Origin of the sequence: Paenibacillus thalictri (assembly GCF_004307995.1) — a bacterium.
Lineage (GTDB): Bacteria > Bacillota > Bacilli > Paenibacillales > NBRC-103111 > Paenibacillus_AF > Paenibacillus_AF thalictri.
Window position 1 is genome coordinate 266,292 of record NZ_SIRE01000010.1, and the last position, 25,168, is coordinate 291,459.

Below are 25,168 nucleotides of genomic sequence, written 5' to 3' on the forward strand. Positions count from 1 at the left end.
TACACTCATGTTAACGCAAAGATCCGGATTAATTGTTTGGGTCAACGACTTAAAGGCGGCCGGCAAGCAGTTGGAGAGGTTCGGCAGCATTCATTATCTCTCGAAAAAAATGCATTATGTCGTTATTTATTTAAACGCTGACCGGGTTGATGAAACGATGAAGCAGATCAGCCGGCTGCATTTTGTCAAAAAGGTTGAAAAATCGTTCCGCAATGAAATTAAGACCGAGTATACGAGTAATGTGCCTGATAAGACGCGATTTTACTCGTTGTAATCGAAGGTATGGATTATTTTATTCGAATTTTTCGAATATGATATAGCTTAAGAATAAGACGGAGCGTCCAATGGATTCGGCGGGCGTTCCTTTTTGTTTATCGGCGATGGCAGAACTGGTATAATCAAGAAATGAACAGAAAGGGGGCCTGCGGTGATGGCGCTTAATTTTCACCAGCTGCATATCTTTTTTACGGTAGCGGAAAAAGGGAGCTTCTCCCAAGCGGCCCATGCGCTGCATATGACCCAACCGGCGGTTACGATGCAGGTTCAAGCGTTAGAGGAATATTTTGGAACCAAGCTGTTCCATCGCTCCACGAAAAAAATCGAGCTGTCGGAAGCGGGCAAGACGCTGCTGCCTTTCGCCAAGCGAAGCATCGAGCTGATTAAAGAAACCGATGTGAGCATGTCGCGGTTTACGCATAAGCTGGAAGGGCGTCTGCATTTAGGCGCCAGTCTAACGATCGGGGAATACATCCTGCCCAGACTGCTTGGGCCGTTCAGTAAAGACTATCCGAGCATTTCCGTCAGCATGAAGGTCATCAATACAACGCAAATATTGGATGAAGTGCTTAATCATCAGCTTAATTTCGGGTTGGTGGAAGCTGAGGTGAGGCATCCCGATGTGCATACGGAAGCGCTGCTCAGCGATGAGCTCGTGCTGATCGTCCCCGATCAGCATCCGCTTGCTGCACGGGAGATCGTGACGGCCGCCGATATGCTGCAGTATCCTTTTGTACTGAGGGAAAAAGGATCGGGCACGCGCAGCGTGATGGAAGATGAGCTGCGAAAGGCGGGCATCGATCCGGGCGATATGAACATCGTGATGGAGCTTGGCAGCACGGGGGCGATCAAATCCGCAGTGGAGGCGGGACTCGGATTGTCCATCATCTCGAAGTCTTCATTGAAGCATGAGGTGAAGCTTGGAGTGATACATATAAAAGAAGTGGAGAATATCCGCTTTTCCCGCAGCTTTTATGCTATTTATTTGAATTCTACGATTTTGCCGATCTCCGCGGTTACCTTTATGACGTTTTTAAGGCAGCGGGAACTGAGCCAGTGGCTGTAAGCGGTAAAGCGTATAGAAAAGAGGGACGTACATGGAAAGATCTTATGCGGACTTGCATTCGCATACAACGGCCTCCGACGGGACCCAGTCTCCCGCGGCGAATGTAAGATTGGCCCAAGCGGTCGGGCTGGCGGCGATCGCCATCACCGATCACGATACGGTTGCGGGTGTGGAGGAAGCGCTGGCGGAAGGAAAAACCATCGGCATTCACGTAGTACCCGGTGTTGAAATCAGTACGGTCGCTTTGGGGCAAGATATACATGTTTTGGGTTTATATATCGATCACACCGATCCGGTGCTGCTAGCCCGCTTGGCCGAGCTGCGGGAGGTACGCGATCGGCGGAACGAGCTGATGCTTGGCAAGTTGGCTGAGCTCGGGATGCACATTACCATGGAGGACGTATTGGCCCAGAAGGAGCTTTCCGGCGGAGATGAAACCATCGGCCGCCCGCATATTGCCGCGGCTTTGATGAGTAAAGGATATGTCGCTGCGATCAGTGAGGCTTTTGAGAAATATTTGGGCAAATCCGGGGCAGCCTACATAAATCCGCCGCGTATTCATCCGCGAACCGCGATAGAGTGGATTCGGGAGGCCGGCGGTACCCCGGTTCTGGCGCATCCCGGTTTATACGGCGCTGACGAGTTGATCCCGGAACTGGCTGGCGCCGGACTTGAAGGACTTGAGGTGTATCATTCCGACCATACACCCGAGCAGGAGTTGAAATACGCCCGGATTGCCGAAGGATTGAACTTGATCGTCACGGCCGGCTCTGATTTTCACGGAGAGCGGGGCGGAGAGATGATTCACGCCATGATGGGTTCGCGGAAGATCGATTCCGCCGTGTTGACTAAATTAAACAAGAGAGGCGAACGCGCAGATGAGAATTCGTAAAGCGATTATTCCCGCGGCGGGGCTTGGAACCCGGTTTTTACCCGCGACCAAAGCACAACCGAAAGAAATGCTGCCGATCGTAGATAAACCGGCTATTCAATATATTGTGGAGGAAGCGATCGCTTCGGGTATCGAGGACATTATGATCGTAACCGGCCGCAATAAAAGGGCGATAGAAGACCATTTCGACAAGTCAGTGGAGCTTGAAGCGATGCTCGAGGAAAAGGGCAGCAAAGAGCTGCTGCGTATCGTGCAGGAAGTATCGACGCTTGCGGATGTTCATTACATACGGCAAAAACAGCCGCTTGGGCTTGGCCATGCGGTGTTGACCGCACGCAAATTCATCGGCAACGAACCGTTTGCAGTTCTGCTGGGGGATGACATCATGATCGCGGAGCCGCCTTTTTTACAGCAAATGATGGATGTTCACGAGGAGACGGGGACATCGGTTATTGCCGTAACGGAGGTGCCGTGGGACGATGTCGATAAATACGGCATCGTTTCTCCGAAGGACAATGGGAGTACATACCGTTATATCGAGGATCTTGTTGAAAAACCGGACCGCGGTCAAGCGCCTTCCAATATGGCCGTTGTTGGCCGGTACTGCCTGACCCCGGACATTTTTGAAATTTTGGAAAATTGCCAGCCTGGCCGCGGCGGTGAAATTCAGCTGACGGACGCGCTGCGCATTCTAAACGGCGAGCAGCCGATGATCGCTTATCCGCTGCAGGGGAAACGATACGATGTCGGCGACAAACTTGGATTTATCGAAGCCACCATCGAATTTGCGCTGGAGCGTCCGGAGTTAAAAGATGAACTGCAAGCTTATTTGCGGAACATGGTGGCGAACTTTCCGCCGCAACGTTAAATTTCCATAAAACGAGCATGATCGCAGCTGCAAAACCGGTAAATGAACAAATGGAAGATAACCGCTGAAGAAAACAAACAAGCGCCGCGGCGTTCCGATCTTGCGATTGGAGATGCAGCGGCGCTTGTTTATGCAATTATGAACCTGTGGACCGGTAATGACGGACGCCGATATGCCACAACAGCATGCAAGGAGCGAAGAAAATCATACCGGCAAGCGGGGTCAGCATGTAGAGGATATCATTCCCGTTGGTCTTGCCGAGAATATAAAGCAGCGGCATGTAGTTGACGCAGCTGAACGGGATGATGAACGTGAAGAACAGTGTTACCCATTTCTCATAAATATTCAGCGGATATTTCGCCATTTCTCTCCCGCCGTCGGTGAACACATTGACGATTTCAAGCCCTTGTACAGTCCAAAAGCATAACGCGGCGGCAGCTATAAAAATCCCGCTGAATATGAGCAGCCCGCACACAATCATCAGCGTCAACGTAACGCTTTTCATCACCGTAAACTCAATGGGAAGATTGTTCAAGGACCAGATGAAAATAACGATGCTTTGCACCAGCCGGCCGAGACGGGCGAATTCGAACTTGGAACCGAGCACCTGCAGCACCGTGCTGCGCGGACGCACCAGCAGGCGGTCGAAGTCGCCGGACACAACCAAGATTGAAAACATATCAAAACCCCGCACAAGCGCTTCGCTCAGCGAATAACTTACGCCGATAATGCCGTAACACAATGCGACCTCAAAAAAGCTCCAGTCTTTTAAATGCCCGAACCGCTCGAACATAAAATAAAGCCCGGCAAAGACGGTGAGCGGAGTGAGCGCCTGGCCCACGGCCATAAGCCAAAATGAGGCCCGGTACTGCACCTGGGATTTGAACAGCATCGCCACATATTTGAAGTACAGGCTGAGCATACGACTTAACCTCCCTGCACTACGACTTGACGCAGCGCTTTATTTAGCCACCATTTTCCTACCGTAAGCATCAAAGCAAGCCAGAGTAATTGGATGAGAATGCCCCACAGCGCCTCTGTCTCGGGGATTTGCCCCGAATACACGCGGAAGGGGAAATCCGAGGTCCAGCGAAACGGCAGAGCATAGGTGATATATTGCATCCAGACAGGCATTAACGGCACGGGGATAACCATGCCGGAGAAAAATTCACCGGTTACCGCAATCATCAAAGTCGAACCTGTCGGCGACATCGTCCAAAAAACCGAAATATAAATCATCATCGAGATCGAAACGATAAGCAGCAGTCCAAGCAGCAGCGTGACAATAAACAGTAGCAAAGCAAGCGGGGAAGGAGGCAAAGTCAAGCGGTAAGGAGCAGGGATCAGGACGGCGACGATCAGAATCGGCACACACCGCAAGGCCGCGCTCGACAGCCGCTGCGCGAGCAGCTTGGCGTACCAGAACGAATATATGCCGCAGGGCCTGCACAATTCGTAAGCGATATTGCCGCTCGTAATGAGTTGAAACAATTCGTTGTCGCGGAACCAAAGCATCACAAAGGTAAGAAATATTTGCTGAAGCCACACATACGCAGCCAGCTGCTGTAAAGAGATCGAGGGGTTCACAGTGCTTTGGCTGTAAAAGGCCACGTAAATCATTATGAAAATGAAGCCGAAAAACAGCTGTGTCGCCAAGCCGGCCAGTGCGGCTGTCCGATACTGCAGGCCGGTCAGAAACCTTAGCTTCCACACGGACAAATAAGTCGTCATATTTGATGCTCCTTATACAGTTGAATGATGAGTTCTTCCACCGGCTTCGTTTCGATACTGACATCTTTGAGATCAACTTGCTCGGATAAGCCAGCTATCACTTTTGCGATGGGCATCCGGTCCGTATTTACGCTGAAAACAGCTCTTTCCGGCGACCATGACAGACGTACTGCACCCGGGATATCGACGGCTTTTTCATGAACCGCGTAATCGGCGGTCACAATCCGCTCCGTTCCGAAGCGCCCGCGAAGGTCGTCAAGCGTGCCGTCATACAGCAGCGTACCTTTGCCGATCATCAGGATTCGGTTTGCGAGCGCTTCGATATCGTTCATATCGTGGGTGGTCAATATCACGGTCACGCCTTTTTCTTGATTGATCGTTTTAATAAATTGCCGGACAGCGATTTTACTGACAGCATCAAGGCCGATGGTCGGTTCATCCAAAAATAAAATTTTAGGGTCATGGAGAAGCGAGGCCGCTAATTCGCACCGCATCCGCTGTCCCAAGCTCAGCTGTCTGACCGGTGTATAGAGCAGTTCGCCCAGTGCCAAATGATCGGCCAGCATCGTCAAATTTGATTTGTAGAGCGCTTCCGGAATTTTATAAATGTCGCGCAGCAGCTCGAAGGAATCGATGACAGGAACGTCCCACCATAACTGGGTGCGTTGTCCGAAAACGACACCGATGTGCCGGACGTAGGATGTTCTTTCCAGCCAAGGTGTGTAGCCCATAATGGAACACGACCCGCAGTCGGGCACCAAGATGCCGCTCATCACTTTAATGGTGGTGGACTTGCCGGCTCCATTGGGGCCGATGTACCCGACGATGTCTCCTTCTTGAATCGAAAACGAGATGTTATGAAGCGCCTCCACAATTTTGTGCTCGCGGACAAACAAAGCTTTGACCGCCTGCCGTAATCCTGCCGATCGTTTGGCTACTTTAAATGATTTGTTGATGCCGTTTAGCTCGATCATTCGCCTAAACCCTCCTTAAAAAAGATACTGAAAAAATATATCCAAATTTCGAAAAAAAGTATAGACTTATATTTCGGGATCAGTTATAATAATATTATAGAGGTCGAGGACATCTATAATTCAGTTGAATATTCAAAAAAACATTTAAAGCGAAGATCGGCTTTAAAATTATTTGAATCGACGCCGATTTCGAAAAAATTTTAATATTTTGTATATTGAGACCCAGTAGGTATGTAGGTCTTTTTTTCGTTTATATATGTTTTGATGCTGACAAAGCAGGCTCCCGTTTATCGGCAGCCTGCTTTGTTGTTAGGAGACTCTGTGTTGTTGCTGGTTATATATGAATCCGCACGATGTAATGCTGAACTGGGGTCGGCAACCCTTGTTCCGTCGCATGTTCGGCACAAATATGCTCGACCTCCGGCATCCATTGCGTTAAGACCATTTGATGACGAAATATGGATCAACCGAAAAAACCTGCGCTTTGAAGCGGTAAGCTTCAAGGACGCAGGTTTTTGGTTAACGGCTATTTTACGGATACGGGAAGGCTTTTGATCAGCGGTTCGTCCGGCGTAATAAATAATGTTTTTTGATGATCATAAATCACAAAGCCGGGTTTGGCGCCGCTTGGCTTGCGCACATGGCGGATCAGCGTGTAATCGACCGGCACCTGGCTGGAGGAGCGGGCTTGGCTGAAGCTGGCGGCCAGTTGGGCCGCTTCGTTTAAGGTGGCGTCCGAGAACTGATGAGCCCGAATTACCACGTGGGAACCGGGGATGTCCTTGGTGTGCAGCCACGTATCGCCGGATTGGGCGAGCCGGTTGGTCAAATATTCGTTTTGCGTATTGTTTTTGCCTACGTAGATCGGGATGCCTTCGCTGGAGGTGTAGCAGGCGAGCAGCGGTTTGCTTGGTTTCTTTTTGCGCCGCGCTTTTTTGTTCCGGTCCCGCACATAACCTTGCTCGACGAGTTCGTCGCGGATTTCCTCGATGTCGCCGAGGGAGGCGGTTTCGAGCTGCTGCTGCAAGCTTTCGAGGTAACGGATTTCCTCGTGTGTGCTGGCAAGCTGCTCCTGAACGGCGATTAGGCTGTTTTTGCTTTTGGTGTATTTGCGGAAATAACGCTGGGCGTTTTCCGATGGCGTAAGCAGCGGATCAAGCGCAATGGACACTGTGTTTTGCGCTTCGTCGTAATAATTGACGACCTCGACGGAGGTGCTGCCTTTCTGAAACAAATGCATGGAGGCGGTCAGCAGTTCTCCTTGGATCCGGTATTTGTCCGCATCCTTTGCTTCTTCCAGCGTATCGTGAAGTTTGTCCAGTTTTTTTTCGTTTTTGTTTTTTTCGTTCTGCAGCAGCTTCAGTAAGTCGGAAACGCGCTGCTTGATCGTGTCGCGCTCGGCCTTGTCTCCATAATAGGCCTCCACACATTCGCTGGGGGAGGTAAAATACTGCGCTTCCCCGGAAATATGAGTTAGATCGAAGACGGAGAAATACGTTTTTCCGTTTGTTTCTTGCTCCCGGATGACCGGGGTGTACAGATCCCGGTTCCATGTCCCGGCGAGTTCCGCAAACGTATTCCACAGCTGGGAAAGAGCCTTGTCGCCGGAATCGGCCCGGCTTGCTTCGCTGCGGAAAACGATCTCTTTGGCGGCCAGCGGGCTGATGCCGCTGAAAGCGCCGACGAGCCGCTGCTCGAACGTCTCGCCGCCCGCTTCGGCTTGCTCCTGCATCGCCGCAAGAAATTGCTCTTTTGTCACCTTAAGCGGATTGAGCTTATGCTGCTGGGGAGGGGCGACGTATTTGCTGCCCGGCATGACGATCCGGTAGCTGCTGATCGCCGGTGTTACGTGATGAATGCTGTCCAATATCGTCTGGGTGGCGGGGTCGACCAAAATAATGTTGCTGTGTCTGCCCATAATCTCGACAATAATCGTTTTTTGGCTGATATCGCCGAGCTCGTCCCTTTGACGAATGTGAAAGTGAATGATCCGTTCCATTCCTTCTTGTTCGATCGCTTCAATAATACCGTTCTCGCAATGCTTGCGCAGCAGCATGCAGAACATCGGCGCTTCCAGCGGGTTCGGATAATTGGCTCCGGTTAGCGAGAAACGCGGATATGTCGGATTGGCGGACAGCAGCAGTTTATAGTTGCTGCCTCCGGCCCGGATTTGAAAAATAAGATCCTGGTCTGTCGGTTGGTGAATCTTATTGATGCGGCCGCCTACGCATGTCTGCAACTCGTGCACAAGGCTGCGGACGACGATGCCGTCGAATGACATTGCTGACAACTCCATTTCTTTTTAAGCTGTATCCTCTATCATGCCATAATTTGTGCAAAAACTTAAGGGGCAAAGGCGATTTTCTTGCGGATCCGCAGGCGGAAGGCGGGCTGGCACAGAGAATTTAAGGATTTATGTGAAGATATGGGATATTTTTGAGCTTGTCTGAATACATTTACCCTAGACAACCCCTTGGTTGTGAGGAGGAGGTAAAAATCAGATGAGTCAGAAGCCATGGTATCAAATGTCGCCGGAAGAGGTGCTAAAGGAATGCCAATCGCATCCGTCCCAAGGGCTATCCGTGGAGGAAGGGCTGCGGCGTCAAGAGCAGCACGGTTTAAACGAATTGTCCGAGGGGGATAAAGTGTCGCCGGTCACCCTCTTTCTGAACCAGTTTAAAGACTTTATGGTGCTGGTTTTAATGGGGGCAACGCTGATTTCAGGACTGCTCGGCGAATATTTGGATGCGATTACCATTGTCGCGATCATTGTGATGAACGGAGTGCTCGGTTTTATCCAGGAGTTTCGCGCGGAACGTTCGCTGCGGGCGTTAAAAGAGCTTTCTGCGCCGCACGCCAAGGTGATCCGCGGCGCCAGCCTTACGCAAATACCGGCGCGCGAGCTGGTGCCCGGCGATATCGTGCTGCTGGAGAGCGGCGACCGGATTCCGGCGGATATCCGGTTTATTGAAACCAATGGCGTTTACATTGAAGAGTCGGCCTTGACCGGCGAATCGGTGCCTGTTGCCAAGCTGACGGAGAAACTGGCCGCGGCGGAAATACCGCTGGGCGACCAGCGCAACTTGGGTTTCATGGGAACGATGATGACCCGGGGGACGGCGAAAGGCATTGTGGTGCGTACGGGAATGGACACGGAAATGGGCAAAATCGCCGATTTGATCCAGAACACCGAGGCGATGGAGACGCCGCTGCAGCATCGTCTTGAGCAGCTTGGCAAAATTCTGATTATGGTCGCAATCGGTCTGACGGTGATGGTTGTCGCAGCCGGCATTTTACATGGACAGCCTCCTTACGGCATGTTTCTGGCTGGCGTCAGTTTGGCGGTAGCGGCGATTCCCGAAGGGCTTCCGGCGATCGTAACGATCGCGCTTGCGCTTGGCGTGCAGCGGATGATCCAGCGCAAGGCGATTGTGCGCAAGCTGCCTTCCGTCGAGACGCTTGGCTGCGCATCCGTCATCTGCTCCGATAAAACCGGGACGCTGACGCAAAATAAAATGACGGTGACCCATTTGTGGCTGGGCGGCAGCTTAATGGAAGTATCCGGCGAAGGATATAATCCGCAGGGGGACATCGTGTACCGCGGCGAGCAGGTGAATATCCGGCAAAATCAGATGCTGCGGCGGTTACTGCAAATATCCGTATTGTGCAACAATGCCAGCTTGGTTGAAGAAGCGGGAGAGCCGAAAAAGAAGGCTTCACACGAAAATGAGCTCTCGTCTTGGAATATTAAAGGAGACCCGACGGAAGGCGCTTTGGTCGTTTTGGGGGCGAAGGGCGGGGTCACCCAAAAGTCGCTGGACAGCCTCTACAATAGAGTGGCGGAAATGCCGTTTGACTCCGAGCGGAAACGGATGTCCGTGGTCGTGGAGCATCAGGGCGGCCGGATGATATGCACCAAAGGCGCGCCGGACGTGCTGCTTGCCCATTGCAGTTATATGCTCTGGGATGATAAAATCATCCCCTTTACACCAACCATGAGGCAAAAGGTTATGGCCGCCAACGAAGGAATGGCGAAAAACGCGCTGCGTGTTTTGGGACTGGCTTACCGGGATATTAAGCCGGGGGAACGCAGCGAAACGCAAGAAGACGCGGAAGCCGGGCTGGTGTTTGTCGGTTTGACGGGCATGATCGATCCGCCGCGCCGGGAGGCGCGCGACGCGATTATCAAATGCAAGAAGGCGGGCATCAAAACGGTGATGATTACCGGCGATCATCAGACGACGGCCGAAGCGATTGCGGGCCAGCTCGGCATTATTTCTGCCGGCGGACAAGTGTTAAACGGACAGCAGCTGAACCAGCTGACCGATGAGCAGCTTGACGCGGTGGTGGATGATGTGCACGTATACGCCCGCGTTTCTCCGGAACATAAGCTGCGTATCGTAAAATCGCTGCAGAGGGGCGGTCATGTCGTGGCCATGACCGGCGACGGCGTGAACGACGCCCCCGCGATCAAAGCCGCCGATATCGGCATTGCGATGGGCATCAGCGGCACCGACGTATCCAAAGAAGCTTCCGCGCTGGTGCTCAGCGACGACAACTTTGCCACCATCGTTTCTGCGATCGAGGAAGGGCGCGGCATTTACGAAAACATCCGCAAGTTTATCCGTTATTTGCTCGCTTCCAACGTCGGCGAAATTTTAACGATGTTTTTGGCGATGATGGCCGGACTGCCGCTGCCGCTGGTGCCGATTCAGATTTTGTGGGTCAATCTGGTGACCGACGGGCTGCCGGCCATGGCGCTGGGTGTCGATCAGGCGGAAAAGGATTTGATGCAGCAGCGCCCGCGCGGAGCTAAAGAGAACATTTTTGCAAGGCGCCTTGGCTGGAAAATCATCAGCCGCGGTATTTTGATCGGCGTCTGCACGCTTGCGGCTTTCTGGCTTGTGCTGCAAGGCAATCCCGACAGCCAGGAGAATTTGACAAGAGCGCAAACCGTAGCGTTTGCTACGCTGGTGATGGCGCAATTGATCCACGTGTTTGATTGCCGCAGCTCGCGTTCGATTTTTCACAGGAACCCGCTGCAGAACCGCTACCTGGTCATTTCCGTAATATCTTCGCTGCTGCTGATGTTGGCCGTGCTTTACATCGAACAGCTGCAGCCGATATTTAAAACGGTTCCGCTTAACCTTCACGATTGGATCATCGTGCTGATCTTTGCCGGCATTCCGACCTTCCTGATGGGTGTGGGCAGCGTGCTGCAAAATCCGTCCAAACGCAAACCTCCGGTCAATTACACTCGCACAAAACCTGCCGTAAGGTAGCAATAAGGCATCATTTTTCGTAAACTCAAGGTCAGCCGGATTTTCAGGCTGGCCTGTTTGCTTGGCCGCCGCATATCGAAAATACGGCTAGGCATGACATGTTTTTTGCGTTATGATAGGCTAAATGAAAAAATATAGACGAAAATCAGGCATGGAGTGCGATAAACGATGAATTTTACCAAAATGCACGGCTTAGGCAACGACTTTATCGTCATAGCGGGGGAACGCGAGCTTCCGGCCGATGCGTCATCCCAAGCGGTTAAGCTCTGCAGCCGCTTCTTCGGTATCGGGGCGGACGGGCTGGTGTATATACTTCCTTCCGAGCGCGCCGACTACCGGATGCGGATTATCAATTCGGACGGTTCCGAAGCGGAGCAGTGCGGCAACGCGATTCGTTGTGCGGCTAAATATATATATGATCATGGCTTGATCGATCCCGGCAAGACCGAACTGGCCATTGAAACGATTGGCGCCGGAGTCCAGTCGGTGCAGCTGCAGCTGGAGGACGGCAAAGTGGGGACGGTTCGCGTGGATATGGGCGAGCCGGTGCTGGAAGGGCTTAAAGTGCCGACAACCGTCGATCTGGAGATCGTGAAGGAACATCCGCTTGAGGTGGACGGGCGCAAGTTCCGCTTTACCGCCGTGTCGATGGGCAACCCGCATTGTGTCATTTATGTGGACGATGCCGTTCATTTTGATCTGCATACATGGGGGCCAAAGCTGGAGGTACATCCTTTATTTCCGAAAAAAATCAATGTCGAATTCGCAACCGTTCAGTCTCCTGAACGTATCGATATGAGAGTATGGGAAAGAGGGGCAGGTCCAACGCTGGCTTGCGGCACAGGCGCCTGTGCGACGCTTGTTTCCTCCGTGATCAACGGGCTTTCCGATCGGCGTGCGGTCGTTTCGTTGAAAGGCGGCGATCTGCTGATCGAGTGGAGTCCTGAGGATAACCACGTTTATATGACCGGACCGGCGGAAGAAGTTTTTCAAGGGTCGTGTTAACTGTTTAAATAGAGAGAGGAGTCTGGACATGAAACCCGATCTGCGCGAAGCGCTGCAAAGCCGGATTCTCATCGGCGATGGAGCTATGGGGACATATTTGTATCAAATGGGTTTTCCCGTCGGCATTTCCTACGAAGAGCTGAACCTGCTGAAACCCGAAGTGATTGCTGAGGTGCACCGCAGGTACTACGAGGCGGGTGCGCGATTTATCGAAACCAATACATTCTCGGCCAACCGCGAAAAATTGTCCAAGTACGGCCTGGAGAACGAAGTGGAGGCCATCAACCGGGCCGGAGTGGAGCTTGCCCGCAAGGCGGTCGGCGACGACGCTTATGTGATCGGCTCGATCGGCTCCATTCGCGCGGGGAAACGTAAAAATATTCGCACCGCCAAAGTAAAGGAAGATTTGAAGCAGCAGATCGATATTTTGATCGACGCTAAGGTGGACGGGCTGCTGTTCGAATCGTTTTACGACCTGGAGGAACTGCTGCTGGCGGTCAAAATTGTCCGCAAAACGAGCATGATTCCGGTGATTTGCCAGTTCGCCACCGAAGGGACGGGTACAACGCAGGACGGATTTACCCTTCCGGACGCCTTTGCCAAACTGCAGCATGCCGGCGCGGATGTGATCGGCTTCAACTGCCGCAGCGGCCCGAACGGCCTCCTGCGCTCGCTGGAGAAAGTAGCGGGAATGCAGGATATCCCGTTTTCGATCTTCCCGAACGCCGGGATCCCGGATTATGTAGACGGGCAATACCGCTATGCGGCGACGCCGCAATATTTTGCCGAAAGTGCGCTCAAGTTTGCCGATCTCGGGGCGCGTATTATCGGCGGCTGCTGTGGTACGACGCCTGAGCATATCGCCGAAATGTCCAAAGCGATTGCCGGATATGTGCCAAGCGGCACGCAGGCGGGAGATCAGCCAGAGCAAGCCGGGTTTGCGCCGCTGCGCCTGATCGAAAAGGATGCGGAGCACGAACAACCCGTGCCCGCGCCGAAAGCGGAACCTACGCTGGTCGATTTGGTGAAGCAGCGGCATACGGTCATTGTCGAACTTGACCCGCCGCGCGATCTGGATATCGGGAAATTTATGGAAGGTGCGAAGGCGCTGAAGGAAGTTCATGTCGATGCGCTTACGATGGCCGACAATTCGCTCGCCGTAACCCGAATGAGCAATTTGGCGCTAGGTTATTTGGTGAAGGAGCAGCACGATTTGCGCCCGCTGATCCATATCGCTTGCCGCGACCGTAATATGATCGGCACACAGTCGCATATGATGGGGCTGCATGCGCTGGGCATCGACCACGTGCTTGCCGTGACCGGCGATCCGGCAAGGTTCGGCGATTTGCCCGGTTCCAGCTCGGTGTACGATTTGACGTCGTTCGAAATCATCCGTATGATAAAGCAGTTGAACGAAGGGATCGCTTTTTCCGGCAAGGCGCTTAAGAAGAAAGCGAATTTTATTGTCGGAGCCGCTTTTAACCCCAATGTTAAATATTTGGAGAAAGCGGTGCAGCGTTTGGAACGCAAGGTCGAAGCCGGGGCAGACTATATCATGACGCAGCCGGTTTACGATCCTGAGCTGATCGTCAAAATTCACGAAGCGACAAAACATATCGATACGCCGATTTTTATCGGTATCATGCCGCTGGCCAGCGGCAATAATGCAGAGTATCTGCACAATGAGGTGCCCGGCATTCAGCTTTCCGACGAAGTTCGCGCCCGCATGGCGGGACTGAAGGGGGAAGAGGGCAGGGCGATGGGCGTGCAGATCGCCAAAGAGCTGCTTGACGTGGCGATGAAATATTTTAACGGCATCTATTTTATGACGCCGTTTCTGTCGTACGATATGACGGTTCAGCTTACCCGGTATGTATGGGAAAAGGCGAATCGCCGTGATTTCCACTTGTACCCACTAACAAAATGAATTAAAATACAGTAATGGATGTGAGCAGGCATGATCCGCAGTATGACCGGTTTCGGACAGGCTTCCCGCCAGATCGGCGGATATCGGGTGCAAATCGATATGAAATCGGTCAACCATCGTTATTGCGAGGTGGTTGTCCGGTTGCCGCGAGAGTGGTTGTCCTTGGAAGAACCGCTCAAAAAAACGGTTCAGCAATCGGTAAGGCGCGGACGTGTTGACGTATTTGTTTCGATCGAGCGGGATGCTTCCAGCGGAAAGACCGTTCAGGTGGATTGGGATTTGGTTGAAGGGCTGCGTCAAGCCGCCCGGCAAATCAATGAACGTCTGGGGATCGACGGACAGCTTGGCCTGCAGGAGATTCTGCAAATGCCGGATGTGCTTCGGTTTACCGATAGCGGGTCGCAAGCGGATGATACTTTCCTCCCGCAGCTGCAGGAATGTGCGGAAGAGGCGCTTGCTCAGCTTGGCGTAATGAGGCATTCGGAGGGCCGCCATCTAAGCGAGGATTTGTCCTTCAAAATCGCGGCGCTTGAGCAGGAACGGCTGGAAATCAAGCGGTTCGCTCCGCTTGTGGTCGATGATTACGCTTCGAAGCTTCGCCAGCGGATTCAAGATCTGTTGGCCGGGCAGGCAGTTTCTATCGACGAGCAGCGGCTTGCCATGGAAGTTGCGGTTTTTGCCGACAGGGCAAGCATCGATGAGGAGCTGACAAGGCTCGAAAGTCATTTTCGCCAGTGCGGCGAACTGCTGCAAAGCGGCGAACCCGCCGGCCGCAAGCTTGATTTTCTGGTGCAGGAAATGAACCGCGAGGTGAATACGATCGGTTCCAAAGCAAGCCATGTCGAGCTCACGGCTAGTGTCGTGAGAATGAAAGCGGAGCTTGAAAAAATTCGCGAGCAAGTGCAAAATATAGAATGATTTAATGATACTTTAACGATAAACGTGGAATTATGAGGGTAAGTGAATTTTTATAATAATGGCTTACCCAAAAAGTATGCCCGGCTTTGTTTTTGCCGACTATGATATAGGCGGAATCAAGCGACGTTTTCGGATATATGTTTTCGATGTAGGCTTTCCATAGGAAAGCCCAAAGTAACGCTTTCGATGAAGGCTTTCCATAGGAAAGCCCGAAGTAACGCTTTCGACGCAAGCTTTCCATACGGAAAGCTTTTAGGGGGAACCAAAATGGCAATCAAATTAATCAACATCGGTTTCGGCAATATCGTTTCGGCAAACCGTATTATTTCCATCGTTAGCCCGGAGTCCGCGCCGATCAAAAGAATTATCCAAGAAGCGCGCGACCGCCATATGCTGATCGATGCGACCTACGGAAGACGGACACGTGCCGTCATCATTACGGACAGCGATCATGTTATTTTATCTGCGGTTCAACCTGAGACGGTGGCGCATCGACTTTCCAATAAGGACGATGATCATGACGAGTAGCAAGAACGGGTATCCCGCTTCGCAGGATAAAGGCATATTAATTGTACTGTCCGGCCCATCCGGCGTCGGAAAAGGAACAGTATGCAGTGCCCTGCGCGAATGTTCGGGAACCGACCTCATTTATTCCGTCTCGGCAACGACACGTTCTCCGCGGCAAGGCGAAGTGGACGGCGTGAATTATTTTTTTAAGACGAGGGAACAATTTCAGCATCTCATCGAGAACGACGAGATGTTGGAATGGGCTGAATATGTCGGCAACTACTACGGCACGCCGCGTAAATTCGTAGAGAACACGCTGAACTCCGGCAAAGATGTTATACTGGAGATCGAAGTTCAAGGCGCTTTGCAGGTGAAGCAGAAGTTTCCCGAAGGTGTGTTTATTTTTCTGCTGCCGCCGTCGCTGGATGAGCTGGAAAACCGCATCACGGGCAGAGGCACCGAATCCGAAGATGTGATTCGCAGCAGAATGTCTGTAGCCATCGATGAAATTAAGTTGATGGAGCATTACGATTACGCGCTTGTCAACGATCGCGTCGATTATGCGTGCTCGCGGATTCAAGCGATTTTAACCGCCGAGCATTGCCGTAAAGATAAAGTATATTCGAAGATCAAACAATGGCTGGAAAGGTGAGATATTATGTTATACCCTTCAATCGATAAATTATTGGATAAAGTAGACAGCAAATATTCATTAGTAGTGGCTGCGGCACGCCGGGCCAGACTGCTTCGCGACGGAGCGAAATCGGAAGTGCGCGACCGCAGGTCGAGCAAATATGTAGGTCTTGCGCTTGAAGAGATATATGAAGACCATATCAGATACGAAAAGCTGCAAAATAAAGAAAACACCAAGTAACAAGAAAAAACAACCCTTCGAGGTTGTTATTTTTTTCTGTATCGGCCGCTATATCCATTAGAGGTTGTTCAAAAAGTCGCCATTTGATCACGAAGCAAGTGAGGAAGCGAACCATCATTGAATCTTGCGTTCACCTTCGAAGTCAGGTGCACATGCAGGTTTTGCCTACACTCCGCTCCTCCTTCTTCAGGTTCTCGCAACCTTCCTGGTTGCATGGGCGAGCAGTTCGCCGTCAGGCGAACGACCAGCCTTGGTGCTGAAAAGCCGACTTTTTGAAATTGCACTTTACAAGAATCGGGGGGAAGCAGCATGTTGAAAGGAAAGACGGTAGTGTTGGGCGTTTGCGGAGGAATCGCCGCTTACAAAGCGGCGGCGTTATGCAGTAAGCTGGCGCAGGCCGGGGCGAATGTCAGGGTGATTATGACGGAATCCGCGGTGAAGTTTGTCGCTCCGCTCACATTTCAAACGTTGTCTCGTCATGATGTCGCAGTAGATACGTTCGACGAGAAAGATGCCTCGGTGGTATCGCATATTAATCTTGCCGACAGCGCGGATCTGGTAATCGTGGCCCCGGCTACGGCGAATATGATCGCCAAAATGGCATTGGGACTCGGCGACGATATGCTCAGCACCACGCTGCTTGCTACGGAAGCCCCCATTTTTCTGGCCCCGGCGATGAATGTCCATATGTACGCGCATCCGGCCGTTCAACACAATATGAACATATTGGCGCAGCGCGGCGTTCGTTTCATCGAGCCGGGTACGGGCCAATTAGCCTGCGGTTATGTCGGCAAAGGCCGTTTGGCCGAACCTGAGCAAATTATGCTGGAAGTATCCGGCTTTTTTGCCGAGAAAAAGCTGCTGCAGGGGAAGAAAGTGCTGGTGACCGCCGGCGGGACGGTGGAACGGATTGATCCGGTGCGTTATTTGACCAACGATTCCTCCGGTAAAATGGGCTATGCCATTGCGGCTCAAGCGAAGCGTATGGGAGCGGACGTAGTGCTGGTAAGCGGCAAAACGACGGAGCGCGTTCCCGATGGGGTCGAGTTTGTAACTGTAGAATCGGCGCTGGATATGTACGAAGCGGTGCTGAGCCGGTTCGAGCAGACGGATATCGTAATCAAGGCGGCTGCCGTCGCGGATTACCGTCCTGCGGAACAAGCGCCGCAAAAGCTGAAAAAAAACAATGACGAGCTGACGATCACTTTTGTGAAAAACCCGGATATTTTGCAGACGCTCGGTCAAAAAAAGCACGGACAGTTTCTGGTCGGCTTCGCCGCGGAAACCGAACGTGTCGAAGAATATGCCATGGGCAAGCTGCGCAAAAAAAACTGCGATTTGGTGGTGGCCAACGATGTGAGCGCAGACGGAGCAGGATTCGGCACGGATACGAATATTGTCCGCATCTATGACGCGCAAGGTCTTGCCCTGCAGCTGCCGATCATGAGCAAAACGGACGTGGCGACACGCATTTTAACATTGGTGGCCTCGCGTTTGGGCTCAAACAAAGGGGCTGGCTGAATGTACGCAAAAGTCATCGTGGACGTGCCGGCTAAACAGACGGACCGTCCTTTCGATTATATCGTGCCGGAGCCGCTGCGGGATTGGGTTGCGGTCGGCTCGCGTGTCGGGGTGCCGTTTGGTCCGAGAGTTTTGCAAGGTTTTGTGGTGGAGCTGCAGGAAAGCAGCGATTTATCCGCCGCTAAGCTGAAACCGATCGAACAAGTGCTGGACTTATATCCGCCGTTGACACCGGAGTTGGTCGAGCTAGGGCGCTGGCTCAGCGAAACGTATTTATGCCCTTATATTATCGCGCTTCAAGCGATGGTTCCCGGAGCGCTGAAGTCGAAGTACGAGCGCCATGTGAAGTTATCCGGCGACCCTTCGTATGATGACGGCTTGTTCCGGCTGCCGGTGTACGACGAAATTATCGCTTTTGTCCAGTCGAAAGGTTCCGTCGAATTAAACGCCCTGCTTGAAAAATACCGTTCATCCGGAGCGGCCGTGAAAGACATGTTGTCTTCAGGAACACTTGTCGAATTCCAATTTATAAAAGGCAGCGCGCCTGCAAAAACCGCCTTGACCGTTTTCCCCCCGGAACAGCCGCTGCAATATGTGGAGCAAATACCCGCGCGTTCCCCGAAACAAAGAGATGTGCTTCATTATTTTGCCGATCATCCGGGTCCCGTTAAATTGTCTGAATTGGTGGCGCAGTTGAAGATCAGCGCAAGCACTGTCAAAGGGCTGGCGGAAAAAGGCATCGTCGCCATCAAGGAAGTTGAAATATTCCGCGATCCCTATGCGGGACGTCATTTTCAGAAAACGTCGCCGCTGTCTTTGACAGACGAACAGCAGGCCGTGTTCGGCGAAATCAAGGAAAGCGTTGCGGATCAGCGCCATGCTGTATTTTTGCTGCAGGGCGTAACCGGCAGCGGCAAAACCGAAGTGTATCTGCAGGCCATTCAGCAATGTTTGGACATGCAGCGCGAGGCGATTGTGCTGGTGCCGGAAATTTCGCTCACGCCGCAGATGGTCGAACGGTTTAAGGGCCGGTTCGGTGACGAGGTGGCGGTCATGCACAGCCGTTTGTCGCAAGGCGAACGGTACGACGAATGGCGCAAAATCATGCTGAAGCAAGCCAAGGTGGCGATTGGCGCCCGTTCGGCGATTTTTGCCCCTTTTTCCAATATCGGGTTGATCATTATCGACGAGGAGCACGAGACGTCGTATAAGCAGGAAGAGAGCCCCAAATACCACGCGAGGGATGCGGCGATCGCCAGAGCGCGGAAGCACCGGGCGGCCGTAGTGCTTGGTTCGGCCACGCCGTCGCTCGAAAGCGTGTACCGGACAACCGAGGAAGGCGGTTATTTCCGGCTGCTTTCCATGAAGTCGCGGGTGGAGAACCGGCCGCTGCCAAAGGTGAATATCGTCGACATGCGCGACCAGCTGAAGGCGGGTAATCGCTCCATGTTCAGCAGACCGTTGTATAAAGCGATTGAAGAACGGTTACACAAGAAAGAACAGATCGTTTTGCTGCTCAACCGCAGAGGGTACTCTACGTTTGTGATGTGCCGCACTTGCGGATATGTGGCAAGCTGCCCGCATTGCGACATTTCGCTGACTTATCATCAGCAAGCCCATTCGGTCAGGTGCCATTACTGCGGTTATGCAGAGCGGGAGCCCGTCGTTTGTCCGAGCTGTCAAAGCGAACATATCCGGCATTTCGGAACCGGAACGCAGCGGGTGGAGGAAGAGCTGAGCAAGCTGTTTCCCGGCATCCGGGTCATTCGGATGGATATGGATACGACAACGGAGAAAGGCTCGCACGAAAAATGGCTGAACATGTTTAAAAACCGTCAAGCCGACGTGCTGCTCGGCACGCAAATGGTCGCCAAAGGGCTGGATTTTCCTTATGTGACCCTTGTCGGGGCGCTGGCTGCCGATTCCGTGCTCAACTTGCCGGATTTTCGCTCCGCCGAGCGGACGTTTCAACTGCTGACGCAGGTTGCGGGCCGGGCTGGACGTCATGAGCTGCCGGGCGAGGTGTTCGTGCAGACGTACACGCCGGAGCATTACAGCGTCATCAGCGCCAGCCATCACGATTACGCCGCATTTATGCGCGAAGAAATGGCGATGCGCCGTACGGGCGGGTATCCTCCCTATTGCCGCTTGATTCTTGTTACGTTCTCGCACGAGCAGCTGCAGCTGCTGGTCCGCACGGCGGAAACGTTTGTTTCGCGTCTGAAGGAATCGGGCCGGGATGTGCCGGGAATGGACGTGTTAGGCCCTGTCGCATCGCCGCTTGCGCGAATCAAAGATAGATATCGGTTTCAATGCATGATAAAATATCGTGGAGGGGCGGATGCAGCCCGCCTTGTACGACAAACGGCAGATTCGCTGCAGGACACGGTGAGCAAACACAAATTGCAGATCAGCGTGGATGTGGACCCGCAGTTATTAATGTGATCCATACATACAGATGAATATAGATGGAGGGAATGGACGATGGCGATACGCATTATTGTGAAAGACCCGGATCCGGTGCTCAGAGAGAAAGCAAAGCCGGTGACGAAATTAAACGCGAGCATCCACAAACTGCTCAAGGATATGGCCGATACGATGTACGACGCGCAGGGCGTCGGCCTCGCTGCTCCGCAAATCGGCATTTTGAAGCGGGTGATCGTGATGGATGTTGGGGATGAGCACGGATTGATCGAAATGATCAACCCCGAAGTGGTTTCGCAGGAAGGCGAACAATTCGGGCCGGAAGGCTGCCTCAGCATTCCGGGAATGTCCGGCGATGTGCGGCGCGCAGCCAAGGTGACGGCGAAGGGCCTTGACCGCGACGGCAATGAAATTGTGATTGAAGGCACGGAGCTGCTGGCCCGCTGCATTTTGCATGAGATCGATCACTTAAACGGGGTTTTATTTACGGACTTAGCGGAAAAAATGTATCGTAACGATGCTCCCGAGATGGACGATCAAGCATGAGCAAGGATGTCCGTATCGTTTTTATGGGTACTCCCGATTTCGCCGTACTTTCGCTGCGCGCGCTTGTCGAAGAGGGCTACAACGTGGTTGGCGTCATCACGCAGCCGGACCGTCCTACGGGCCGCAAGCGGGTACTGACGCCGACGCCGGTTAAGGCGGAAGCTGAAAGGCACGGCATTCCCGTGCTTCAGCCGGAACGGATGCGCCGCCCGGAAGCTGTTCAAGCGCTGCGCGAACTGCAGCCGGACTTGATCGTCACGGCCGCTTACGGGCAAATATTGTCCAAGGCGGTGCTGGACATACCACAACACGGATGTATCAACATTCATGCTTCGCTGCTGCCCAAATACCGCGGCGGCGCGCCGATCCATTACGCGGTGATGAACGGCGACGCGGTAACGGGCGTAACCATCATGTATATGGCCGAAGGTATGGATACCGGGGATATGATCAGCAAGGTGGAGGTTCCGATCGCCGATTCCGATACGACCGGGACGTTGTTCGAATCGCTTGCCGCGGAAGGCGCGGCACTCTTGAAACGCACGCTGCCCGACCTGCTGGCCGGACGTATCGAGCCACAGCCGCAAAACGACGCGGAGGCGGTCTATTCGCCGACGATTAAACGCGAGGACGAACGGATCGATTGGTCGCTGCCGGCCGTACGCATCCGCAATCTGGTGAGGGCGCTTCATCCGCGTCCGGGCGCATACACGTGGTGGAACGGCGACGTGCTCAAAATATGGGGCTGCCAGCTTGACGGCAAGGCCGTTCATGCGCAGGCGGCATCCCCATCCGGAGCTGCGCCGGGAACCGTGCTGCGAAGCTCGGAGACGGGTATCGAAGTGCAGACCGGGCAAGGCACGTTATGGATCACGGAGCTGCAGCCATCCGGTAAAAAAACGATGGACGCCGCCACCTTTTTGCGGGGCAGCCACATAAGTGCGGGAACGGTGCTTGGCGAGACGCCAGCGGCGGTAGGTAGAAGCCGTGAGTAATCGAGTGGGAGGTCCCAGCCGCGTGAACACCGTAATCGAAGGCAAAAACAAGCAGCTGTCCGCGCGGCAAATCGCCCTGGACGTGCTCGTCCGCGTCGACCGCGACGGCTCGTACAGCAACCTGCTGCTGCACCAGACGCTGCAAAAACACGAGTTGTCCAGACCCGATGCGGCGCTGGCGACCGAACTTGTTTACGGCACCATCCAGCGCCTTAACACGATCGATTATTTTCTCGCGCAGTTTGTCAAACAAGGGCTGCGCAAGCTGGAGCCTTGGGTAAAATGCTTGCTCCGCTTAAGTTTTTACCAGCTGTATTATTTGGAACGGATACCGGAGCACGCCGCGGTAAATGAAGCGGTGAACATCGCCAAGAAAAAAGGGCACCAAGGCATATCGGGCATGGTCAACGGGGTGCTGCGCAACGTCATCCGGCAGAAAGCGTCGTTGACGATACCGGAGCGCCTCGCTCCGGCTGCCCGGATCGCGCTGCTGCATTCCCATCCCGAATGGCTTGTCGCGCGCTGGATCGAACAATACGGGATCGGCGCAACGGAACGTATGTGCGCCGCGGCCAACGTCCCGCCGCATGTCAGCATCCGCATGAACCGGCTCAAATCGGATCGCACCGAACTGATCGCCGAATTAGCGGAGGAGGGTATTGACGCTGCGCCTTCGGCGTTAGCCCCGGCGGGAATTGTCGTGACGAATGCCGGAAACATGGCGCTGAATCCGAAATTTGGGGCTGGCGTCTTTTCCATTCAGGATGAAAGCTCGATGCTGGTGGCCGAGCTGGTCGATCCTCAGCCCGGCATGCGGGTGCTCGATTGCTGCGCCGCCCCTGGCGGCAAAACCGCCCATATGGCGGAAAAAATGGACGACCGGGGCGAAATTATCGCCTGCGACATTCACGAGCATAAACAAGCGCTGATCGAAGCGCAGGCCAAACGGCTCGGGCTGAAGTCGATCCGCACGATCGTGCAGGACGCACGCGAGCTGGCCGGGCGTTTTCCCGAGGATTCCTTCGACCGCGTGCTGCTGGATGCGCCGTGCTCGGGGCTCGGCGTAATCCGCCGCAAGCCGGAAATCAAATGGACTAAGCAAGCGGAGGATATCACCGCGGTCAGCGTTGTGCAAAGAGACCTGCTCGAGCAGGTGAAAAGACTCGTGAAGCCGGGCGGCGTGCTCGTATACAGCACCTGTACGGTAGAGCGCAGCGAGAACGACAAGATGATCGAGGCGTTTTTGCAGGACAACCCGGATTTCAGGCTCGACGCCGATCCCGGCGGACCGGCAGGAGCGCTGCGGCAGAAGCTGGAGCAAACGTCTGTGGCGGATGCGGGAGCCAGCGCCGCCGTGCTGCCGATGGGCATGGTGCAAATCCTGCCGCAGCAGTTCGGCACGGACGGATTTTTTATCGCCCGGTTAATCAGAGTGTAACTAGCCCGCAGAAGGGCTTAAGCCATATCCGCACGAAGGACGCTGCGGAACAAGCAAATCCATCAAGTAATGGGGTTTAAAAATTATGGAAACAACGGAAAAAAAACCATTTGTATATGACCTCTCACTCGAACAATGGCAGGAGTGGGTCAAGCAAAACGGCGAGTCGGCGTTTCGCGCCGGACAAATTTTCGACTGGCTGTATGTGAAGCGGGTATCCTCCTTCGAGGAGATGAGCAACCTGCCGAAGGCGCTGCGCGAGAAGCTGCTGGCCGCTTTCAGCTTTGTAACGCTGAAGGAGGTCGCCAAACAGCAGTCGCAGGACGGCACGGTCAAATTTTTGTTCGAGCTGGAGGACAAAAATGCGATCGAAACGGTCATCATGAAGCACAGCTACGGCAACAGCGTTTGCGTGACTACCCAAGTGGGCTGCCGGATCGGCTGTACGTTCTGCGCCTCCACGCTCGGCGGCCTGAAGCGGAATCTCGCTCCCGGCGAAATCATCGCGCAGGTTGTCAAAGCCCAAACGCTGCTTGACGCGACAGACGAGCGGGTCAGCAGCATCGTAATTATGGGTATCGGCGAACCTTTCGAGAATTATGATGCGGTGATGACGTTTCTTAATGTGATGATTCACCCGAAAGGGCTGAATATCGGACAGCGGCATATTACCGTTTCGACCAGCGGCATTGTCCCGAACATCTATCGTTTTGCGGACGAAGCGACGCAGATCAATTTGGCGATATCGATCCATGCGCCAAACGATCAGCTTCGCTCCAAGCTGATGCCGGTCAACCGGCGTTTCCCGTTTGCCGATCTGATCGAGGCGTGCAAATATTACGTGGCGAAGACAGGCCGCCGCATCACGTTCGAATACGCCTTGATGGGCGGGGTCAACGACCAGGCCGAACATGCCGAGGAACTGGCGCAGGTGCTCAAGGGGCTTCCGCTGTCCCACGTCAATTTGATTCCGGTCAATTTTGTAATGGAACGCAATTTTGTAAGAACAAGCCGGGATGATATTTTTGCATTCCAACGTATTTTGGAAAAGCATAAAATCAACGCCACCATCCGCCGGGAGCAGGGCAGCGATATTGCGGCGGCCTGCGGGCAGCTCCGTGCAAAACATATGGAGGCAAGTGCGAGGTGATTTAAGCCATGAACATAGCTTTTAAAACCGACATCGGACGCGTGCGGGCCGTCAACGAAGACAGCGTGCTTGTGCGCCATGATGTCGGAGGATACGCGCTTGCGATCGTTGCCGACGGAATGGGCGGCCATCAAGCCGGGGATTTGGCCAGTCAAATGGCGATCGATATGATCAGGGAAGAACTGCGGCCGATTCATACCGGCATGTCCAAGGAACAGTGCAAGCAAGCGATTCAGGCGGCTATCGAAAACGCCAATCGCGACATTTTCGAATTCGCTTCAAACCGTGAGGAGTATCACGGCATGGGGACCACCGTCGTTGCTGTAGCCGCTTCGGGCGATTACGCGGTCATCGGCCATGTCGGCGACAGCCGCGCCTATAAGATTAACTCGGAGTCAATGGAACAGCTGACCGAAGATCATTCGCTTGTGAATGAACTGGTAAAAAGCGGGCAAATTACTCGTGAAGAAGCAAGCCACCACCCGCGCCGCAACGTGGTGACAAGGGCGCTGGGCACCGAGCCGACCATCAAGGTCGACGTTCTTGAACTTAATTGGCAGCAAGGAGATATGCTGCTGCTGTGCAGTGACGGACTAAGCAGTCTTGTCCGAAGCGATGTGATATTTGACATTGTGCTCGCTGACAGCGGGCTTGAGGATAAAGTGGAGCGGCTGGTCGGCGAAGCGCTTGCCGCCGGAGGCGACGACAATATATCGGTTATCCTGATAGCTAACGATACGAGAAAGCAAGATCGCGATGAAATGGGGTGAGGAT

Annotated in this window: 22 protein-coding genes; 18 read left to right on the forward strand and 4 right to left on the reverse strand. The window is 53.5% G+C overall.

Going from position 1 to position 25,168, the window contains the following annotated elements:
* The first annotated feature begins 7 nt into the window (after window positions 1-7).
* The 4 genes from EYB31_RS15775 (at window position 8) to galU (ending at window position 3,102) form a co-directional block, all read left to right on the forward strand.
* Window positions 8-274, forward strand: coding sequence for a YlbG family protein (locus EYB31_RS15775; protein ID WP_131014301.1), 267 nt, complete (start codon window positions 8-10; stop codon window positions 272-274).
* 156 nt (window positions 275-430) lie between these two features.
* Complete coding sequence (locus EYB31_RS15780) at window positions 431-1,342, forward strand: selenium metabolism-associated LysR family transcriptional regulator (RefSeq protein WP_131014302.1); 912 nt, start codon at window positions 431-433, stop codon at window positions 1,340-1,342.
* Window positions 1,343-1,373: 31 nt separating this feature from the next.
* Window positions 1,374-2,234, forward strand: a complete 861-nt coding sequence (locus EYB31_RS15785) for a PHP domain-containing protein (protein WP_131014303.1) — start codon at window positions 1,374-1,376, stop codon at window positions 2,232-2,234.
* Window positions 2,221-3,102, forward strand: a complete 882-nt coding sequence (gene galU, locus EYB31_RS15790; protein WP_131014304.1) for a UTP--glucose-1-phosphate uridylyltransferase GalU — start codon at window positions 2,221-2,223, stop codon at window positions 3,100-3,102. Before EYB31_RS15785 ends, galU begins: the two co-directional genes overlap by 14 nt.
* A gap of 136 nt (window positions 3,103-3,238) precedes the next feature.
* Here the strand turns inward: galU and EYB31_RS15795 are convergent, their stop codons facing one another.
* From EYB31_RS15795 to EYB31_RS15810, 4 genes are all read right to left on the reverse strand, one after another.
* Complete coding sequence (locus EYB31_RS15795; protein ID WP_131014305.1) at window positions 3,239-4,024, reverse strand: ABC transporter permease; 786 nt, start codon at window positions 4,022-4,024, stop codon at window positions 3,239-3,241.
* A gap of 5 nt (window positions 4,025-4,029) precedes the next feature.
* Window positions 4,030-4,833 (reverse strand): ABC transporter permease, encoded by an 804-nt coding sequence (locus tag EYB31_RS15800; protein WP_131014306.1) that lies wholly within the window; start codon window positions 4,831-4,833, stop codon window positions 4,030-4,032.
* Window positions 4,830-5,807, reverse strand: a complete 978-nt coding sequence (locus tag EYB31_RS15805) for an ABC transporter ATP-binding protein (RefSeq protein WP_131014307.1) — start codon at window positions 5,805-5,807, stop codon at window positions 4,830-4,832. The genes EYB31_RS15800 and EYB31_RS15805 overlap by 4 nt, the downstream gene beginning before the upstream one ends.
* Before the next feature lie 526 nt (window positions 5,808-6,333).
* Window positions 6,334-8,088 carry an Rqc2 family fibronectin-binding protein gene (locus EYB31_RS15810; protein WP_131014308.1) on the reverse strand — a complete coding sequence of 585 codons (1,755 nt, stop codon included), beginning with the start codon at window positions 8,086-8,088 and terminating at the stop codon, window positions 6,334-6,336.
* 220 nt (window positions 8,089-8,308) lie between these two features.
* On the opposite strand from EYB31_RS15810, the gene EYB31_RS15815 reads away from it, so the two are divergent.
* From EYB31_RS15815 to EYB31_RS15880, 14 genes are all read left to right on the forward strand, one after another.
* Window positions 8,309-11,089 (forward strand): calcium-translocating P-type ATPase, SERCA-type, encoded by a 2,781-nt coding sequence (locus tag EYB31_RS15815; protein WP_131014309.1) that lies wholly within the window; start codon window positions 8,309-8,311, stop codon window positions 11,087-11,089.
* A 168-nt stretch (window positions 11,090-11,257) separates the two neighbouring features.
* Window positions 11,258-12,094 carry a diaminopimelate epimerase gene (gene dapF / locus EYB31_RS15820; protein WP_131014310.1) on the forward strand — a complete coding sequence of 279 codons (837 nt, stop codon included), beginning with the start codon at window positions 11,258-11,260 and terminating at the stop codon, window positions 12,092-12,094.
* Window positions 12,095-12,122: 28 nt separating this feature from the next.
* Window positions 12,123-14,021, forward strand: coding sequence for a bifunctional homocysteine S-methyltransferase/methylenetetrahydrofolate reductase (locus EYB31_RS15825; protein ID WP_131014311.1), 1,899 nt, complete (start codon window positions 12,123-12,125; stop codon window positions 14,019-14,021).
* 30 nt (window positions 14,022-14,051) lie between these two features.
* The gene (locus EYB31_RS15830) at window positions 14,052-14,939 is read left to right on the forward strand and encodes a YicC/YloC family endoribonuclease (protein WP_131014312.1); all 888 of its coding nucleotides are present in this window, start codon (window positions 14,052-14,054) and stop codon (window positions 14,937-14,939) included.
* A gap of 267 nt (window positions 14,940-15,206) precedes the next feature.
* Entirely contained in the window at window positions 15,207-15,467 is a 261-nt protein-coding gene (remA, locus tag EYB31_RS15835; protein WP_009672664.1) for an extracellular matrix/biofilm regulator RemA, read from the forward strand.
* Window positions 15,457-16,098 (forward strand): guanylate kinase, encoded by a 642-nt coding sequence (gmk, locus tag EYB31_RS15840; RefSeq protein WP_131014313.1) that lies wholly within the window; start codon window positions 15,457-15,459, stop codon window positions 16,096-16,098. The genes remA and gmk overlap by 11 nt, the downstream gene beginning before the upstream one ends.
* A 6-nt stretch (window positions 16,099-16,104) precedes the next feature.
* The gene (rpoZ, locus tag EYB31_RS15845) at window positions 16,105-16,320 is read left to right on the forward strand and encodes a DNA-directed RNA polymerase subunit omega (protein WP_131014314.1); all 216 of its coding nucleotides are present in this window, start codon (window positions 16,105-16,107) and stop codon (window positions 16,318-16,320) included.
* 309 nt (window positions 16,321-16,629) lie between these two features.
* The gene (coaBC, locus tag EYB31_RS15850) at window positions 16,630-17,841 is read left to right on the forward strand and encodes a bifunctional phosphopantothenoylcysteine decarboxylase/phosphopantothenate--cysteine ligase CoaBC (RefSeq protein ID WP_131014315.1); all 1,212 of its coding nucleotides are present in this window, start codon (window positions 16,630-16,632) and stop codon (window positions 17,839-17,841) included.
* The gene (gene priA / locus EYB31_RS15855) at window positions 17,842-20,286 is read left to right on the forward strand and encodes a primosomal protein N' (RefSeq protein ID WP_131014316.1); all 2,445 of its coding nucleotides are present in this window, start codon (window positions 17,842-17,844) and stop codon (window positions 20,284-20,286) included.
* A gap of 39 nt (window positions 20,287-20,325) precedes the next feature.
* The gene (gene def, locus EYB31_RS15860; protein ID WP_131014317.1) at window positions 20,326-20,811 is read left to right on the forward strand and encodes a peptide deformylase; all 486 of its coding nucleotides are present in this window, start codon (window positions 20,326-20,328) and stop codon (window positions 20,809-20,811) included.
* The gene (gene fmt / locus EYB31_RS15865) at window positions 20,808-21,806 is read left to right on the forward strand and encodes a methionyl-tRNA formyltransferase (protein ID WP_170318238.1); all 999 of its coding nucleotides are present in this window, start codon (window positions 20,808-20,810) and stop codon (window positions 21,804-21,806) included. Before def ends, fmt begins: the two co-directional genes overlap by 4 nt.
* A gap of 22 nt (window positions 21,807-21,828) precedes the next feature.
* Window positions 21,829-23,244, forward strand: a complete 1,416-nt coding sequence (gene rsmB, locus EYB31_RS15870; protein WP_240762464.1) for a 16S rRNA (cytosine(967)-C(5))-methyltransferase RsmB — start codon at window positions 21,829-21,831, stop codon at window positions 23,242-23,244.
* An 85-nt stretch (window positions 23,245-23,329) separates the two neighbouring features.
* The gene (gene rlmN / locus EYB31_RS15875) at window positions 23,330-24,394 is read left to right on the forward strand and encodes a dual-specificity RNA methyltransferase RlmN (RefSeq protein ID WP_131014319.1); all 1,065 of its coding nucleotides are present in this window, start codon (window positions 23,330-23,332) and stop codon (window positions 24,392-24,394) included.
* An 8-nt stretch (window positions 24,395-24,402) separates the two neighbouring features.
* Window positions 24,403-25,164 (forward strand): Stp1/IreP family PP2C-type Ser/Thr phosphatase, encoded by a 762-nt coding sequence (locus tag EYB31_RS15880; protein WP_131014320.1) that lies wholly within the window; start codon window positions 24,403-24,405, stop codon window positions 25,162-25,164.
* Window positions 25,165-25,168: the final 4 nt, after the last annotated feature.